The following is a 15,018-nucleotide window of genomic DNA, read 5'->3' as shown; positions in this document are numbered from 1 at the left end:
GACATTTCCAAGGAGAAGAATCCAACGATACCTCCCTCATTATCTTGTGTTGTGCCATCACGCTTGTAAGCATTGGCAATGTTAAAGGCAATGTTGGTCGCAAGAGATGTTTTTCCCATTCTGGGGCGACCAGCGAGAATAATGAGATCAGATTTTTGTAATCCTCCCATTTTCTCATCAAGGATTTTTATATGGGGTGCTATCCCTGAAAGTCGTGAAGAACGCTTTTTAGCAGCACTTGCCATTTCAAGTGCTTTTTTAACAGCCTTATTGAAGTTCTCAAATCCTCTGCCATATTTTCCTTTTTTTGCTAATTCAAACAACTGCTGTTCAATCATTTCAATCTGTTGTGATGGCTTCAGTTCTACAGGAGCGTCAAAAGCTGTATTGACAACGTCATTGCCAAGATTAATCAAACAGCGTCTAATGAAAAGATCATAAATAACCCGCCCGTAATCTTGCGCATTAATGATTGTCACGGCTTCTTTAGCGAGACGCACAACGTAATGGAAGACAGTGATATCACCAATCTTTTCTTCTGCTGGAAGAAAGGATTTCATGGCAATGGGATTGGCAAGTTTTCCTTTTGCGATAATTTGTGAGGTAATCTCAAAGATCTTTTGATGCAATGGTTAGAAAAAATGGGCTGGTTTAAGGAAGTCCACAACACGATCAAGTGCATCATTATTAATAAGGATTGCCCCCAATAGCGCCTTCTCTGCCTCAATATTATGAGGAAGAAGACGAAAAGAAGAAGGCTCTTCTATTTGCAAAGAAGTGGAATGAGCAGCGCTTGTTATAGTCATAATTTTTTAACAAATTTGGAAATAAAATCATTACAACATATTGAATCTACAATATGAATCCCGTTTTTTATTTTTATATTTCTCAATTGAATATTAAGTGCTTTTTATAATTCCTTATCGATATCATAAGTATGTGAATAACCTCTCTCACCATCATCTGTAATTTCACAAATCAAGGGTTCATATCCTTGCTTTTGTATTTTTTTGTTCATTTCGTCTATCAACGCTTCATAACTCAATACAGAGGTTGGCATTGCACCACCATATAGCCATGCTTTCACTTGCGCTTTGGTACTGTAATCTGCATTTTTTGGTATAGTGTAATACTGACCACCATCAAATTTTTCACACTCTCTTGCGCCATCTTCGTATTCGTAGAGATTGTAAAAATATTCAGCTGCTCCATCGCCCCATGGAACATACCCAACAGCTGTTGCAACAAACTCTTTTTTCATTGGTTGCTTACGTTTTTTTAAGAACAAATCTTTTAAAATCCCCATGCTTTTAGTCCTTAATTTCACCAATTGGTCTATTTGCCTCAAATTTGATCGTACAAAGCGTTTTTAATTCCTTGTGTGGTTTTGATCAAAAATTATCAAATCGCTTTTTACAGTAACTTTTTATCGATTTAAATGCATACTTCACTACTTTACTGTCTCTTATGTGATGTTAGATACATTTTCACTATTGAAGCTCCGCCACAAAAGTCATTCTTCAAATTTCTGCAATAGTCTGCAAGCTCCGCCCCTGTTGGCATAAATGTTTTCGATAATCCCTTGGCTTTTCCGCATATGACATCCTTAACAGCCTGTTTAAGGGCGTGTTCCGAAACATCTGCTAGCGCTATGCTATAGTTCAAAGCGATAACATTAGGGTCTACATTTGCCGGTATTTTTAGACCAGAAAGCAAATAAGCAGCCGCCTCGATATGTTCAACCGTAACTTTCCGCGAAAGCAGTGCTTGTAAGCGATTACAGTCTTGCAAAACTTGCCCTTCCTCCTCCATCGTCAACGGCTTTCCATGCATAGAAATTGGAGGATACACACTCCGATCCACCCTCTCTGCAAGTTTTTGCAAATGAACTGATAGCCTCTGTATCTCTGCTGCATTCTGATCCATAAGAATCGCTAGTGGTGATTGCTGTTTTGAGTGCACTGAAGCTTTCTGAAAGGCTGTTTGTGAAGTTGTTTGTTGAGAGCTTATAGCGTTCGTTTGCATATCGTTTCTCCTGTTCTAATTTCTTGGCTAGCGTTCCATTCTGATTAATAATCCAACCACACCAAGCACTTTGCCAATCGCGATTGTTTGCATTTCGACATGGGTTGGCTTTCCAATGAAGTTTAAATCTTTCGAATTCTAATAACGCCTCATCATGCGTTAAGCCTTTATCGATCGCGTATTGCAAATCAGGTTCAAAATCTTCTGGTACGCTTCCAAGTTCTTTTTTCCCCTTACTTCGCTTGGCTTTCTTAGGAACGCTTTCTTGCTTGTGAATGGGAGGTTGGGTTTCTGCACCCAGTTCGATCTGATCTGCTAGCTTTTCGCAATCATGATCCTCAGTTGGCTCGTGAACCTGATCTTCAGTTTCTAAATCTTCAAAATCGATTTCTTTTTTTGATAACACGATAGTGTTATTTTTTTTATATATATTCTTATTCTGGTTCTTTATAGCTTGATTTTGCTTAGCATTTGCTTCAGCAAAAAAAACGTTTTGCTTGTCATTTGCTTCAGCAAAATTGTTAACATGTTGTTTTGTATTGTTTTTTGCTTGCGCACCTTTTTTACCAGCTTCACTACGAACTTGCGATATGTGCTCTTTTTTATCAGCAAAATCGTTCAGCTCTTCTTCAACGCGCGTATTCCACAAACCATTATCTGTCTCAACAAGTTTATCATTCCTCATTAAGTATTCGACAAGAGTTGCAAATTTTTTCTGCGAGCAATTGCAAGCACGTGCAAGCGTTTCAAAATCTTCTTTAATTGGTGCTTTTTTATCATACATGCGAACGAGAAGCGTCATATAAGCGCCCCTTTGCTCTAACGTCATTCCATCTGTACCACTTATCCAGTCATACAAATGGAATCTTATCCATGGCATACCATTAGACATGCGCGCGCCCTTCTTTCATTAAATATAAATTAGTGATCATAATCCCCCCTTAAGGCTGTTGCGTATTTATATGCGCGCTATGACAGAGTGCTTAGAAATTGCCTGTCTTGAAAAAATATTTGTGAAAAAGTAACCTCTCAACGATTCTAAAAAAGTGGGGAGGGGAAAGATGCAAGAATGGATAAAGATACTTCTTACAGGTGCTGTGTCGCTTTCGGTAGCGCTTATTTTAAGATACAAAGACCGTAAAGAAGCAGCCAAAATCCGCAAAGATGATTTAGAAAAAGCTGCAAAAAAACGAGAAGAAGATAGGGAATGGATAACCAAGCAATTTGCAGAAAGCCAAGAACAGACGATAGCCCTTAAAGAGCAAGCGAAATCAACAAAAGATCTTGCCAAATGGTCAGAAGAACATATTAAAATTTTGTTAGATAACAAAAGAGTACAGGATTTAGGGACGCCACTTTCCATATATGCAAGAGAATCAAATTTAGTAACTCCAGATAAATGGACACGTCTTAGTTTATGCACAAAGAACGAGTCAGGTGCTATAATCCACGTTCTAAATATAAAGTTAAAAGATGATTCTCCCTTTATTCTTGGATATGGCAGTGTACGAAAAGACAAAAAAGAACAGACGGAATTTAATCCTTTTAAGATTAATGTATCCAAAAAAGTAACATATTTTGTCACATTAGGGGATGATTTCTGTACAGGACAAGAAATCAATGTTAATATTCCTATAGCTCCCTCAGAAAGTAAGCCCACAAATATTCCTATTTTTGTAGCAGCACGTGAAGAAGATATAAAAGACCAAGTTATCTTAATCATTACTCATACATCCCCATTGATACCAGAAGAAACAATGACTGTAATCATAAAAACCCATCCCATAAACTTTAAGAAATTGGATTAACTCAATTCAGACACACACTGCACGCATCATTTATTAATTTGATTTCTTCTTTTCTTTTTTCGATGAGGTCATCCCTTAAGAAGTCAAGCTTACTTTCGACTAAGCACATAAACAAGATTAGCTTACTTAAGCGACAAAAAGATGATAACTCTTGAGAAAAATGATTATCAAACCAAGCAGTAAAAGCTTGCGTAAAGACAGATGAAAACCATTGTTTAAAATCATCGTATGGAAATAATGGAAAATAATTTCTATCATCACGCGCAAAGATACTATAATATATGTCTTCCTGTCCAATCTTATTAACAAGATCAATCAACTGGACTTTGCTTATGGAGACCTGTGGGACATCTATCATCTCTGATCTTTCTTCTTTAAGAGTGTGTATGGTGCTGTGACATGCTGCGTTGTTTGCATGCTTTCACACGAACAGGCGAACAATCAACGAGTGCGGATGTTGAAGACAATTTTTCTACCTCCAACAAATTTTGCAAACGCTCAGGATAGAAAAAATCTTCTGGACGCAGGTCGATGTTGTGTTTATCGGCATAGTTTAGAAGCATCACTTGATATTTAGCCGGAATTATTCCACCCTTACCTTCCCGTTTTTCAAGAGGATAAGTCCATTTTCTAACCACAATAACGTTGCGATTAATGATATTAGCAACCTTTTGATATCCACCAAGATATGCAATTATAAATTTTGCTGTTTTTGTATATGTTTTTATCATGGCAATAAAATACGATATAAGTAACTTTTAGTCAATACGATAAACGTATTTTCTTATTTTTTAATATTGTAAGGTTTTTTAAAATGAGAAATAACTTAAGTATGGTTAAACAAAGAGAGCTAAAAATTTGGATAAAGCAAGAGCTCGATAAAATGGGCCGCGGAAGTCAAGCAAAACTTGCAGCCCATCTTGGAGTGCGTAGACCAGCTATATCTAATATTGTCAATCTTGATCCCAATAAAGAAATGAGAGACGTTAAAGCTGATGAACTTGTAAAGATTATGGAGTTTTTTAAAGATTCCTCACCGGTTTCCGGATTATGTTCTGATGATTTTCTTTATTTGTATTCCCAAGCAAATGATTCTGAAAAAAAGATTGTTGAGGATCTTTTAAAATCTTTGCTCGCAGCACGAAATCCATAAAAGCTCTTTTTTCGCTTTCAGTTAATTTATTTAGCATTGCAGATAGCCGCTTTTTTCTTTTAATGTCCAACATAACGTCCCCGTTTGTATTTAATGATAATAATCATGTGGATTATAAACATAAAAATTACGTTTATCGTATTTTTTTCTTGACAAATTATTACGAAAAACGTATTGTAAATCTATAAACCGCAAACAAACAATTGCCAAGAGGCGTTAGGGAGGAGAAATTATGGATAAGCCAATTCTTATAAATTCTAATGAAATTTTGTTAGTTGTTTACGATGATGATCAACACATTGGACAATCAGGTCCACTTGATGAAAACCAAGTTCTAGGAATTGTTGACGAAGCAGATGATGCCATACAAATCTTTCGCATCAATCCTTCTGAGAACAGTTGTGAAGATATCTCTGAAGAGATTGCAGAGGTATATATAAAACAAAACATAGATTTTCTCGATGAGGACAGCAAGGTTGATCATTATATCTATGAAAGCAATGCTTACCATAGGCTTTTAAACGATATCGCAGACGAAAAATATAATGATAAAATGTACGGGACCTATGAACAGCAACACCGTTTGCGTCCTTGTGATGTGCTTTAAATTCTGAGGGCGTTTTCTCAAGCGCCCCTTTCAATCCCATCAATATGAGGTCTGTCATGGAAAAGCCTATTGCTATCCAACAAAATACAATCAAACACGTAACAGTTCAAACGGTCAACGCACGTGAGTTGCATGCATTTTTGGAAATTGGGAAAGATTTCTCTACTTGGATTAAGGACCGTATTCATCAATATGAATTTGAAGAGGGAAGTGATTTTATAAAAACACAAGATTTGCGATCCCCAAAATTGGGGAGCGCAAAATCTAGAGCTGTTACAGCTATAGACTATCACCTCACATTAGACATGGCTAAAGAGCTCGCCATGGTAGAGCGTAATGAAAAAGGTAAACAAGCCCGTCAATATTTTATTGAATGTGAACGGCGTGCAAAGAAACCTTTAGACCTTGCAAATGCTTTAGAAGACCCTCTGTTTGTGAAAAAATTGCTTTTAGAAAGCGTCACACAATTAGAGATTTTAAAAAGTGAAGTGAGTACCCTTAAACCAAAGGCAATGGCTCTTGAAAGCTTACAGCGTCATAATGGACTGTTTGGTCTTACAGAAGCCGCTAAAATACTCGAGATGCAACCAAAACAGTTCATTCTCTTCTTACAGAAAAAAGGATGGGTTTACAGACGAGCAGCAGGTGGAAATTTGCTTCCTTATCAAGACAAAATCCAAAAGCAACTTATGGATTGTCCAACTATCACACTCCAAACCGCAAGTGGAATAGAAAAAATCATTCCTTGCGCAAAAATCACAGCAAAAGGAATTGGTGTGCTTTCTCAAGAGCTTAAAAGACAAACCATGCATTAAAAGGAAATCATCATGGAAAAGAAATACGAACGACTAATCTTATAGTATCTCTATAAGCCATTTCTAACCACACAACCAACTTTTAAACACAAGCGTGATTCACGCCACGGGAGAATTGCGTGCAATGAAGGAAATCAAGATGAGTGAACAAAACACTAACCTAACAGAAATTGAAGAAACACAACATTTAGCAGCCAAAGCTACAGCTATGGAACGCATTTTAACCAGAGCATTAGAAAATGATGTTGATATGGATCGTCTCAAGCGTCTTCTCGAATTGCGAGAAAAAGAGATAGAACGACAAGAGCGCCAAAACTTTGTCCGTGATCTTTCCGCGATGCAAATGGAATACAAAAGTATCGAACAAAACGCCATTAATACACATACTAAAAGCCTCTATACAACACTTGATAAATATATTGATGCAATCAAAGAACCTCTTGCAAAATATCACTTTGCCTTGTTCTCTCGTATCAAAGAGCAGAGTTCGAATAGTATAACTGTAGAAATGGCTTTAAAGCATATATCAGGCAATGAAATATCAACAGAAGGAACATTTCCTTTTGACGCTACAGGGAGCAAAAATAACATACAAGCGGTTGGTTCTACTCTCACCTACGCACGTAGATATCTCTTAGGCATGCTTCTTAATGTCGCAAGAAAAGAAGACGATACAGATGGAATAACACTTCTTTCAGGTATCTCTCCTGAACAAATGAATGAGATCAGAGAATTAATAGAACAGACACAATCAGATGAAAGCAAACTTCTCTCTTTCATAGGAGAGAAAAAAATCACAGATATGTCTTATAAACAAGCACAAACCGCTTTGTTTTCTTTGAAAAAAAAGCAACGCACGCAAATGAATGAAGCACAACAATCCTTACCACCACAAGAGCAACAAACGGCGGTGTGAGATGGAACAAAGGACAGCAGAATGGTTTCAAGCGCGGCTAGGGAAAGTCACCGCATCTAATGTTTACAACGTACTCAGTAAGACAGCAAAAGGTTTGCCGACAAGCAAATATGAAGACTACAAAATGAAACTCATGACAGAGCGCTTAACAGGGGAAATAAGCCAATCTTATACAACACCTGCTATGCAATGGGGCATTGAACATGAGGATAATGCCTTGAAAGAATATGAACTCATTTATGACACCAATGTTACAAGATGCGGGTTTATCCCACACCCAAAAATGGAAATGGCGGGGGCTAGTCCTGATGGGTTTGTTGGTGATGACGGTTTAGTTGAAGTCAAATGCCCGCAATCAACGACCCATCTTCGTTTTTTTATGTATGACGAAATCAAGCCTGAATATCACGCGCAGATGCAATTCCAAATGGCATGCACAGGACGCAAATGGTGTCATTTCATGAGCTATAATCCAAACTTTGTAGGCAAATCTACTGGTTTGAGAATGAAAATCAAACGCATTCTCCGTGATGAGAAACACATTGAAGAGATTAATAAAGCTGTTGAAGCCTTTTTAGGGGAAATAGAACAAGACATGAAAAAGATTTTGACAAAAGCTGCTTGAAGTTTATGGGGGTGCTCTTCTCCTCCCGAGCATCCCCGCCCACTTATGTAATATAAAAAAGAGAAAGGTCATGAGATGATATTTGATGATGGCGATAGATATGTAACGACACGTGAATGTGCACAGCTTTTTAGCGTATCCACAACAACGATTCGCAATTGGGTGCTTCAGGGAGAGTTTCCTGAACCCTATAAATTAGGGAGAGCAGTGAGATGGAGAAAGAAAGAAATCTTGGCATTCACTCCAAAGAAAAATAAGGAGCAAATAAGAACAAATTAGGTAAAATTATATAAACTGTATAAGGTGGTCCAAAAGGTGGTCTAAAAATTGCCAATCAAAGAAAAAATCTATATATTTCAATATGTTAAAGACACAAAATGGTGCCGCATGCCGGATTCGAACCAGCGACCCCATCATTACGAATGATGTGCTCTACCAACTGAGCTAATGCGGCCTAGATTTGTATATAATGAGACAACAGTCAGTTCGAGGGTAATAGCCAAAAGTCCATACAAAAGCAAGTATGCATTTTTTTCACTAATTTATAACATGCTGTAATTATTGAGGGAGGAGGAGGGGAGTACAAGGGTTTAAAAGCAGAACAATATTTTTGATCTTGATGCTATAAAATGCTTTCCAATTTACGATTACATTTAAACTTAGAAGTCGGTATGAAAATAGTGCATCTTTGGAGAGGAAAAAATGATGGGATATTTTCTTTTTCTATGCAAAGGAAAAAATATTGGGTAAACGATTAGGGGAATAAAAGATATTACCAACCTTTATTATGTGAAGATAAGATCAGTGGAATGGGTAGAAAAAGGACTTCTCATTCTTATAGAAATAAGAATAAAAAGAGGATTTAATAATTTAAATATGTTCTTCTATTTAAGATGGAATAAGAGCCATGTCGGATGAAAATAGGCTAATAGAATTAGAAACGAAGCTAGCTTATCAAGAAAAACTTATTGACGAGCTTTCTTGCGTGGTAACTGATCAATGGAAAAGTTTGAATGAGATATCTAAAAAAATTAATGTTTTAATGAGAAAATTTTCAAATTTAGAAGAACAGAGAGTTTCCGAAGATATTACTCTTCCCTCTTCTCATCAATAGAAATGTTAGATGTTTTTTTGAAACTTCTAAATTTTTCCAATAATGATGTTTTGGTTTTTTTTCAAGATATAACAGAGTGCAAACTATAATGATGTGAGTTTTTATCACAATTATAGTTATTTAGTGCTCAGTTTTTTATTTAATGCGTTCTATTAAGCGTGTAAGATAGTTCTTTATAAGATTCAGAATTTTCTTTCATTATTTCAAGAAATTTTCAATCTTACTGCGGAAGGCATTTCCCGTATGCGATTCATGATGCTGAAAAACAGAATAAACTTTTTGAGGGGAAAATTAGTAATCAGCTCTTAACATATTGCCTCCCTGTACAGACTGTCCTTATAGGTGGAATAAAAAGGTTAAATACAGCAAATTAACGAAAATGAGTAAACACTGCAGTCGTCTATAGCAATCATGAGTTGAATGAATATTATGCAAATAAGACGCTTTTAAGCTATCCCTATTCAGATATTTTGATAGAATAAAATCCTCAAAGATGTATTGTATATGATACTAAATTTTAAAGGAATCTTTTCAATTTTAAATATATTTTCCTTTTATATATGTTTTTTTGTAAAAAGGCTTTTGTTTCTCGTGATTCAAGATACAACATATTATTGCGCAAGCACCAAAGATAGTCCATGCTGGTAAACAAGTAAGAGCAATACAAATTGAGGATAGAAAAGCGGGTATGATATTACGTATAGATTGGTTAAGACCATAGATATCTGTTTGTAGAAGGTTTGCTAGCATTTTATTCAAGGGGGTTGTCGTCCAATATGATGTGCTCACGGAGTATGCACTGTCAATGACCAATATTATAATTGTTAGTGTAACAAAAATAAAAGCCATTAATTTTAGCAAAAGACGGAGCATATTTTCTCCCTGTAATTTTAACGGATCATTCACATAATGCATAGCAAAACAAGGAGTTGCATTATGACAAGAAAAATAAGTTTACATTCTTTTTGTATTTTTTTTGAAAAAGATGCATAAAAACGATGTTTATTTTATTTCGATAAAAATTTAGGTTGAATACAATAAAAGAAATGAGGAATGATGTTTGAGGAAAAGCACAATGAATTGAAGCGTAATCTTCAAAATCGTCACGTTCAAATGATTGCTTTAGGGGGAGTCATTGGAACGGGTCTTTTTTATGGGTCAACAGAATCCATAAAATTAGCTGGTCCTTCAACTATTCTTGCTTATCTTTTTGGGGGATTGATTATCTATTTCATCATGCGAATGCTTGGTGAGATGTCAGTAGAAGAGCCAATATCTGGTGCTTTTAGTTTCTTTGCCTATAAATATTGGGGGAGTTTAGCTGGTTTCATAACAGGTTGGAATTATTGGTTTCTTTATATTCTCGTCAGTATGACCGAACTTACAGTTATCGGATTTTATCTAGATCATTGGATTTTTATTGATCACTGGAAGTCATCACTCATTATTCTTTTATTGGTGACATTGATCAATTTGTTGAATGTTCGTTTTTACGGTGAATTTGAATTTTGCTTGGCTTTGATTAAAGTTGTTGCTGTTGTTGGTATGATTATTTTTGGATTTTTTCTCATTGTTACCGGAATAGATGGAAATCAAGTGGGCATCCATCATCTTTGGGCTCATGGTGGTTTTTTCCCTTATGGTGCAATGGGAGTTGTTTTGGCTACGTGTGTAGTGATGTTTTCATTTGGAGGAACAGAACTGATTGGTATTGCTGCTGGGGAAGTATCAAATCCACAAAAAACAATACCAATCGCTATTCGTAAAGTTATATGGAGGATTGTAATTTTTTATGTTGGCTCTATTAGTGTTATTATGATGATAAGCCCGTGGAATATGATCGGGGAAAAGGGTAGCCCTTTTGTTACAATCTTTGAGACCATAGGTATTCCAGCTGCCGGTCATATTTTGAATTTTGTGGTTATTATGGCTGCTATTTCGGTTTACAATAGTGGTATTTATTCCAATGGTCGTATGCTTTACAGTCTAGCTATACAAAAAAATGCTCCACATATTTTTAGTAAACTTAGTGCTGCTCGTGTTCCTTATGTTGCTATCCTTTTTTCATCGCTTTGTACTGCGGTGATTATAGTTGTGAATGCTCTTATTCCTGATAATAGTTTTATGCGGATTATGGCTCTTGCGACTGCAGCAGCTGTTATTACTTGGGCTATTATTGTTATTGTTCATTTAAAATTTCGAAGGGCACATAAAAACAGAAAAGGAGCTTTTATTTATGCGTTTGGTTTATATCCTTACGCTAACTACTTTTGTCTCTGCTTTCTTGCTTTGTTATTTTGCATTATGTTTGTAAGTGGCTTTGGGAAAAATGGGTTAATGACTCGACTTTTTGATATGATAGGAATAGAGACGTCCTCTCTTGAAACATATATTCCTGTACAGATGCCTGATATGAGCTTAGCAGTTATTATTATTCCTATATGGTGCTTGTTTTTACTCTTAGGCTATAAAATTAAGCGGTAGCAGTAAAAAAGGTAATAATAAAGGGATTGATTGGAATAAGTCTTGGGGATTATAAAGTTTGATAAGGTGACACAAATCTTTGGTGATTTGTGTGTTTTAAGGAATATTACGGTACAGCTTGCTGAAAGACGAATTGCTGTTATTGGTGCGAATGGTTCTGGAAAAAGTACATTTGTTCGTCTTATCAATGGGTTGCAATTACCATCTGACGGTTTTGTAAGCGTTGACGGGCTTGATACAAAGCGCGATGCAAAAGCAGTAAAGCGTAAAGTAGGCTTCGTTTTTCAAAATCCTGATAATCAAATCGTTTTACCATTAGTGGAAGAAGATCTCTCTTTTGGTCTCAAAAATCTAAAACTTAGCAAAGATGAAATTAAGGAGCGTGTAGATGAAATTTTACAGCGCTATGATCTCCAAAATTTCAGAAATCACGCAGTTCATTTATTAAGTGGTGGACAAAAACAACTCGTTGCCATTTCCAGTGTAGTTGCAATGAAGCCAGACTATATTGTTTTTGATGAGCCGACGACATTACTTGATTTGCGCAATAAACGCCGCGTGACGCAGGTTATAGAGGAATTATCACAAACAGCAATCATTGTATCACATGATTTGGAGTTTTTGAAAAAGTTTGATAGAGTGTTGGTTTTTGATAAGGGGGAAATAGTTGTTGATGATGTACCTTTTGTTGCCATCAAAGAATATATAAGAAGAATGTCGTGATTGGCTTATATCTTCATCAAGATACCTTTCTGCATAGGCTTAGACCAAGTGTTAAGTTGTTATTTCTTGCGACATGTGGAACGACTCTATTCATGGTTTCATCTATAGCAGTGCTCTCGTTGTTTTTATTATTTGTAACTTTGTTGTATAGAATGGCGAAGATCCCTTTCCACAATGTTGTAAAACAACTTAAATCGATGAGCTTATTTTTAATACTTATATTTGTTTTTCAAGTTTTTTTTAAGAGTTGGCTTGAGGGTGTTGAGGTCGTATTGCGCCTTATTATTCTTTTTTCTTTATCATCACTTATTTCATTCACGACAAAAGTTTCAGATATGGTTGACTCGATTCAAGCAGGGCTTCAGCATTTTCATTGTTTTGGCATAAATCCATCAAAAGTAAGTATGGTTATCTCTATGGCGATCAGGTTTATTCCTCTTTTGAGTGAGAAATTTAATGAAGTGCGTGAAGCACAGTGCGCGCGCGGATTTGATAGCAATATTTTTGCTCTTGCAATGCCCCTTATTATACGAACTATCAAGATGGCTTCAGAGGTAGCTGAAGCCTTGGAAGCACGTTCTTATGACAGTAATACTGATAGTAAAGTCTAGTGTCGATAAAAACATTCACAGTAAAGGAATAATTTAATGAATACCAAAGATTTATCTTATATTGCCCTCTTTTCTGCTATTTATGCAGTGTTGGGTTTGTTTCCTCCTATTTTCCTTCCTTTTCTTCTTGGAGTTCCTATTACAGCTCAATCGATGGGACCGATGCTAGCAGGATCTATACTCGGGGCGAAAAGGGGAGCGTTAGCATCACTTCTTTTCCTTGTTCTTATTGCAATTGGGTTACCTCTTTTGCCTAGTGGTCGCGGTGGAATGAGTGTTTTTTTAGGAGCTACGAGTGGTTATCTGATAGGTTTTCCATTTGCTGCATTTTTTATTGGTTTTATGGTTGAGTTGTTTTGGCGGCGGCTAAATTTTATAACATTGTTTGTGATAAATGCTGTAGGTGGTATTGGGATTGTTTTCCTTTTTGGAATACCATGGATGGCTTATGTTACTCAGACTCCTTTGCTGACAGCCTTAATAAGCACATCAGGTTTTTTGATTGGCGATTTTCTGAAAGTGTTGATCGCATCCTTTGTTGCACTTACAGTTAAAAAATCTATTCCCCTCATTGAACCACGAAAAGGGTAATTTTCACTTAAATAGAAAAATATGTAAGATAAAAGAAACTTATTGTGTGTTATTTAAGTATTAATTAAAAATATACTATACAGTACGTATATTATTTGGGTGTGTTAAAAACATAAAAATATCCATTTATCACTTATATAGGTTATAATTTTTTTTCTATGATTATTTGTATTTATAATATATAATACAAAAAGATATTATATTAAATCCATTTAGGCAATTAAAATAAAGTATAAAAATATATAAGAGTAAAATTATGAATATAAGATATTGTTTTTTTGTATGCGTTGTTATTTTATTGTTTTCATCTGTTGTGAAAGCGTCTGAGCATAAGGGTTTTCAAAAAGAAACGTCTGTTGTTCTTGTGCCGATTGTTTCTGCAAAAAATGTGTTTCTGAGTGAACAGGTTGCGTCTTTTGATTCTTTGTTGAATAAAGTTATTGCACCAGCTCATCCTGGGAAGCATGGTATATTTTGGAAAACTGTAACATCGGCTTTTTCAAAATTAGGACGTCTGTATGCTGATTTAGGACGATATTTATACGCTTCCATATTCTCTATATTTCATTGGTAGGATGAGAGAGAGTATTTTTTCATTAAGCAATGATTGACCAGTATAAGTAATCTGAAGAGTAAAACTATTAGTCTTTTTTAATATATTCAGAATTGTTTAGATGATTTAGCAAGACATAGAGGGGCACAGTTATTATTTTGCGAATTTGCGGATTTTGATCTTATGAGATTGTCAAAGGTTAAAACATACACGTTTTTTACAATGTTGGGTTATTTATGGAAAAGAGCTTATAAGATTTTTTATTTTGGAAAAAAATTACTCAATTTAATTCAGCAAAGCTTTTAGAGCAAATGAAACGTATTAGGCAAAAGTTTCTCCCTCTATTTAAATTTTTTATAGAAATGAGTTGTTGTATTTTAAAGTATTCCAAACAGCTTATTTCATTCAGATTTACAGTATTATCTCAAGGCGAATTGTTATTCTGTCGGTAATTTTTTGAATATAATTTTATTAAAGTGGAACATCTTTTCAAGGATATCGAAAGTAATGTGTACAGAATTTTAATGATTATACAAAGGTGAAAGAGATTTTCAAAAATTCTGATTTTTTAAAAGCGAAAATCTTTTAGACAGTTGTTTTTTCTAAAAAAACCTCCGAAAAGAACTTTCGATTCGCAATTAAAAGAATCCCAAATAGAGGTAAATTTGAAAATCCTATTCCCTCACTTTTATCCACGCATTCCTCACCTTAAAAAACATAGGAAAATCAATAAATTATTTTGGTGAAAAAGAACATGGTGCCCAGACGCGGATTCGAACCACGGACACGCGGATTTTCAGTCCGCTGCTCTACCAACTGAGCTATCTGGGCACATTTCACAAAACACGTGAAACGTGTGCGGTTATAACATTAAAATTTTCTCTGTCCAGTCATGAAACGAAAAATAATTGATTTTTTATAAGTTTATCTCCGTATTCTAAGCAATATAATGACTCTTTCCAATAAAATAAACTTGATAGCTATATTATGACA

19 protein-coding genes, 2 tRNA genes and 1 pseudogene are annotated in these 15,018 nt (G+C 35.4%); 13 read left to right on the top strand and 9 right to left on the bottom strand.

The features are described 5' to 3' along the window. The 4 genes and pseudogenes from J7R12_RS08055 to J7R12_RS08040 form a co-directional block, all read right to left on the bottom strand. Positions 1–806 (bottom strand): annotated as a pseudogene (locus J7R12_RS08055) (DnaB-like helicase N-terminal domain-containing protein); the annotation flags it as partial. A gap of 104 nt (positions 807–910) precedes the next feature. Further along, positions 911–1,306: a hypothetical protein gene (locus J7R12_RS08050; RefSeq protein WP_126601783.1), complete on the bottom strand. Its 396-nt coding sequence runs from the start codon at positions 1,304–1,306 to the stop codon at positions 911–913. Between the two features lie 149 nt (positions 1,307–1,455). Continuing rightward, positions 1,456–1,812 (bottom strand): hypothetical protein, encoded by a 357-nt coding sequence (locus J7R12_RS08045; RefSeq protein ID WP_126603988.1) that lies wholly within the window; start codon positions 1,810–1,812, stop codon positions 1,456–1,458. Next, positions 1,778–2,917, bottom strand: a complete 1,140-nt coding sequence (locus J7R12_RS08040; RefSeq protein WP_126601781.1) for a YdaU family protein — start codon at positions 2,915–2,917, stop codon at positions 1,778–1,780. The genes J7R12_RS08045 and J7R12_RS08040 overlap by 35 nt, the downstream gene beginning before the upstream one ends. 169 nt (positions 2,918–3,086) lie before the next feature. On the opposite strand from J7R12_RS08040, the gene J7R12_RS08035 reads away from it, so the two are divergent. Beyond that, positions 3,087–3,833 carry a hypothetical protein gene (locus tag J7R12_RS08035; protein ID WP_126601780.1) on the top strand — a complete coding sequence of 249 codons (747 nt, stop codon included), beginning with the start codon at positions 3,087–3,089 and terminating at the stop codon, positions 3,831–3,833. 1 nt (position 3,834) lies between these two features. On the opposite strand, the gene J7R12_RS08030 is transcribed toward J7R12_RS08035, so the two are convergent. Further along, positions 3,835–4,152, bottom strand: coding sequence for a hypothetical protein (locus J7R12_RS08030; protein ID WP_234924862.1), 318 nt, complete (start codon positions 4,150–4,152; stop codon positions 3,835–3,837). Between the two features lie 55 nt (positions 4,153–4,207). Continuing rightward, the gene (locus tag J7R12_RS08025; protein ID WP_126601776.1) at positions 4,208–4,564 is read right to left on the bottom strand and encodes a hypothetical protein; all 357 of its coding nucleotides are present in this window, start codon (positions 4,562–4,564) and stop codon (positions 4,208–4,210) included. An 83-nt stretch (positions 4,565–4,647) separates the two neighbouring features. Here J7R12_RS08025 and J7R12_RS08020 point away from each other — a divergent pair, with 83 nt between their 5' ends. From J7R12_RS08020 to J7R12_RS07995, 6 genes are all read left to right on the top strand, one after another. Further along, on the top strand, positions 4,648–4,986 hold the full coding sequence (locus tag J7R12_RS08020; RefSeq protein ID WP_234924861.1) for a helix-turn-helix domain-containing protein: 339 nt from the start codon (positions 4,648–4,650) through the stop codon (positions 4,984–4,986). Between the two features lie 232 nt (positions 4,987–5,218). Next, complete coding sequence (locus J7R12_RS08015; protein WP_126601772.1) at positions 5,219–5,593, top strand: hypothetical protein; 375 nt, start codon at positions 5,219–5,221, stop codon at positions 5,591–5,593. Positions 5,594–5,649: 56 nt separating this feature from the next. Beyond that, positions 5,650–6,408, top strand: coding sequence for an antA/AntB antirepressor family protein (locus J7R12_RS08010; RefSeq protein WP_126601770.1), 759 nt, complete (start codon positions 5,650–5,652; stop codon positions 6,406–6,408). A gap of 139 nt (positions 6,409–6,547) precedes the next feature. Then, entirely contained in the window at positions 6,548–7,324 is a 777-nt protein-coding gene (locus J7R12_RS08005; protein ID WP_126601768.1) for an ERF family protein, read from the top strand. Between the two features lies 1 nt (position 7,325). After that, on the top strand, positions 7,326–7,949 hold the full coding sequence (locus J7R12_RS08000; RefSeq protein WP_126601766.1) for a lambda exonuclease family protein: 624 nt from the start codon (positions 7,326–7,328) through the stop codon (positions 7,947–7,949). Between the two features lie 75 nt (positions 7,950–8,024). Beyond that, positions 8,025–8,228 carry a helix-turn-helix transcriptional regulator gene (locus tag J7R12_RS07995; protein WP_126601764.1) on the top strand — a complete coding sequence of 68 codons (204 nt, stop codon included), beginning with the start codon at positions 8,025–8,027 and terminating at the stop codon, positions 8,226–8,228. A 99-nt stretch (positions 8,229–8,327) separates the two neighbouring features. Here J7R12_RS07995 and J7R12_RS07990 read toward each other — a convergent pair. Next, a tRNA-Thr gene (locus J7R12_RS07990) sits at positions 8,328–8,403 on the bottom strand. A 453-nt stretch (positions 8,404–8,856) separates the two neighbouring features. Here J7R12_RS07990 and J7R12_RS07985 point away from each other — a divergent pair. Further along, the gene (locus J7R12_RS07985) at positions 8,857–9,063 is read left to right on the top strand and encodes a SlyX family protein (protein WP_126601762.1); all 207 of its coding nucleotides are present in this window, start codon (positions 8,857–8,859) and stop codon (positions 9,061–9,063) included. 537 nt (positions 9,064–9,600) lie between these two features. Here J7R12_RS07985 and J7R12_RS09080 read toward each other — a convergent pair. After that, complete coding sequence (locus J7R12_RS09080; RefSeq protein WP_126602667.1) at positions 9,601–9,936, bottom strand: hypothetical protein; 336 nt, start codon at positions 9,934–9,936, stop codon at positions 9,601–9,603. Positions 9,937–10,119: 183 nt separating this feature from the next. Between J7R12_RS09080 and J7R12_RS07980 the strand changes: the two genes are divergently transcribed. From J7R12_RS07980 to J7R12_RS07960, 5 genes are all read left to right on the top strand, one after another. Further along, positions 10,120–11,547, top strand: coding sequence for an amino acid permease (locus J7R12_RS07980; RefSeq protein ID WP_197721529.1), 1,428 nt, complete (start codon positions 10,120–10,122; stop codon positions 11,545–11,547). Positions 11,548–11,589: 42 nt separating this feature from the next. Next, positions 11,590–12,270 (top strand): energy-coupling factor ABC transporter ATP-binding protein, encoded by a 681-nt coding sequence (locus J7R12_RS07975; protein ID WP_126602671.1) that lies wholly within the window; start codon positions 11,590–11,592, stop codon positions 12,268–12,270. Then, positions 12,267–12,881 (top strand): energy-coupling factor transporter transmembrane component T family protein, encoded by a 615-nt coding sequence (locus tag J7R12_RS07970; protein ID WP_126602673.1) that lies wholly within the window; start codon positions 12,267–12,269, stop codon positions 12,879–12,881. Before J7R12_RS07975 ends, J7R12_RS07970 begins: the two co-directional genes overlap by 4 nt. Positions 12,882–12,917: 36 nt before the next feature. Next, positions 12,918–13,472: a biotin transporter BioY gene (locus tag J7R12_RS07965; protein WP_126602675.1), complete on the top strand. Its 555-nt coding sequence runs from the start codon at positions 12,918–12,920 to the stop codon at positions 13,470–13,472. Between the two features lie 256 nt (positions 13,473–13,728). Further along, positions 13,729–14,046 carry a hypothetical protein gene (locus tag J7R12_RS07960; RefSeq protein ID WP_126602677.1) on the top strand — a complete coding sequence of 106 codons (318 nt, stop codon included), beginning with the start codon at positions 13,729–13,731 and terminating at the stop codon, positions 14,044–14,046. Between the two features lie 734 nt (positions 14,047–14,780). On the opposite strand, the gene J7R12_RS07955 is transcribed toward J7R12_RS07960, so the two are convergent. Continuing rightward, positions 14,781–14,856, bottom strand: a tRNA-Phe gene (locus J7R12_RS07955). Positions 14,857–15,018 lie beyond the last annotated feature (162 nt).

It is taken from the genome of Bartonella vinsonii subsp. vinsonii (genome assembly GCF_902825235.1).
Lineage (GTDB): Bacteria > Pseudomonadota > Alphaproteobacteria > Rhizobiales > Rhizobiaceae > Bartonella > Bartonella vinsonii.
Note: the sequence above shows the minus strand (reverse complement) of the source record. Positions and strands in the feature narration are given on the sequence as shown.

What these genes read in the sequence shown, in the direction of transcription:
- J7R12_RS08050 (WP_126601783.1), bottom strand. Translation starts at nt 1,306, where the DNA reads ATGGGGATTTTAAAAGATTTGTTCTTAAAAAAACGTAAGCAACCAATG.
- J7R12_RS08045 (WP_126603988.1), bottom strand. Translation starts at nt 1,812, where the DNA reads ATGGAGGAGGAAGGGCAAGTTTTGCAAGACTGTAATCGCTTACAAGCA.
- J7R12_RS08040 (WP_126601781.1), bottom strand. Translation starts at nt 2,917, where the DNA reads ATGTCTAATGGTATGCCATGGATAAGATTCCATTTGTATGACTGGATA.
- J7R12_RS08035 (WP_126601780.1), top strand. Translation starts at nt 3,087, where the DNA reads ATGCAAGAATGGATAAAGATACTTCTTACAGGTGCTGTGTCGCTTTCG.
- J7R12_RS08025 (WP_126601776.1), bottom strand. Translation starts at nt 4,564, where the DNA reads ATGATAAAAACATATACAAAAACAGCAAAATTTATAATTGCATATCTT.
- J7R12_RS08020 (WP_234924861.1), top strand. Translation starts at nt 4,648, where the DNA reads ATGAGAAATAACTTAAGTATGGTTAAACAAAGAGAGCTAAAAATTTGG.
- J7R12_RS08015 (WP_126601772.1), top strand. Translation starts at nt 5,219, where the DNA reads ATGGATAAGCCAATTCTTATAAATTCTAATGAAATTTTGTTAGTTGTT.
- J7R12_RS08010 (WP_126601770.1), top strand. Translation starts at nt 5,650, where the DNA reads ATGGAAAAGCCTATTGCTATCCAACAAAATACAATCAAACACGTAACA.
- J7R12_RS08005 (WP_126601768.1), top strand. Translation starts at nt 6,548, where the DNA reads ATGAGTGAACAAAACACTAACCTAACAGAAATTGAAGAAACACAACAT.
- J7R12_RS08000 (WP_126601766.1), top strand. Translation starts at nt 7,326, where the DNA reads ATGGAACAAAGGACAGCAGAATGGTTTCAAGCGCGGCTAGGGAAAGTC.
- J7R12_RS07995 (WP_126601764.1), top strand. Translation starts at nt 8,025, where the DNA reads ATGATATTTGATGATGGCGATAGATATGTAACGACACGTGAATGTGCA.
- J7R12_RS07985 (WP_126601762.1), top strand. Translation starts at nt 8,857, where the DNA reads ATGTCGGATGAAAATAGGCTAATAGAATTAGAAACGAAGCTAGCTTAT.
- J7R12_RS09080 (WP_126602667.1), bottom strand. Translation starts at nt 9,936, where the DNA reads ATGCTCCGTCTTTTGCTAAAATTAATGGCTTTTATTTTTGTTACACTA.
- J7R12_RS07980 (WP_197721529.1), top strand. Translation starts at nt 10,120, where the DNA reads ATGTTTGAGGAAAAGCACAATGAATTGAAGCGTAATCTTCAAAATCGT.
- J7R12_RS07965 (WP_126602675.1), top strand. Translation starts at nt 12,918, where the DNA reads ATGAATACCAAAGATTTATCTTATATTGCCCTCTTTTCTGCTATTTAT.
- J7R12_RS07960 (WP_126602677.1), top strand. Translation starts at nt 13,729, where the DNA reads ATGAATATAAGATATTGTTTTTTTGTATGCGTTGTTATTTTATTGTTT.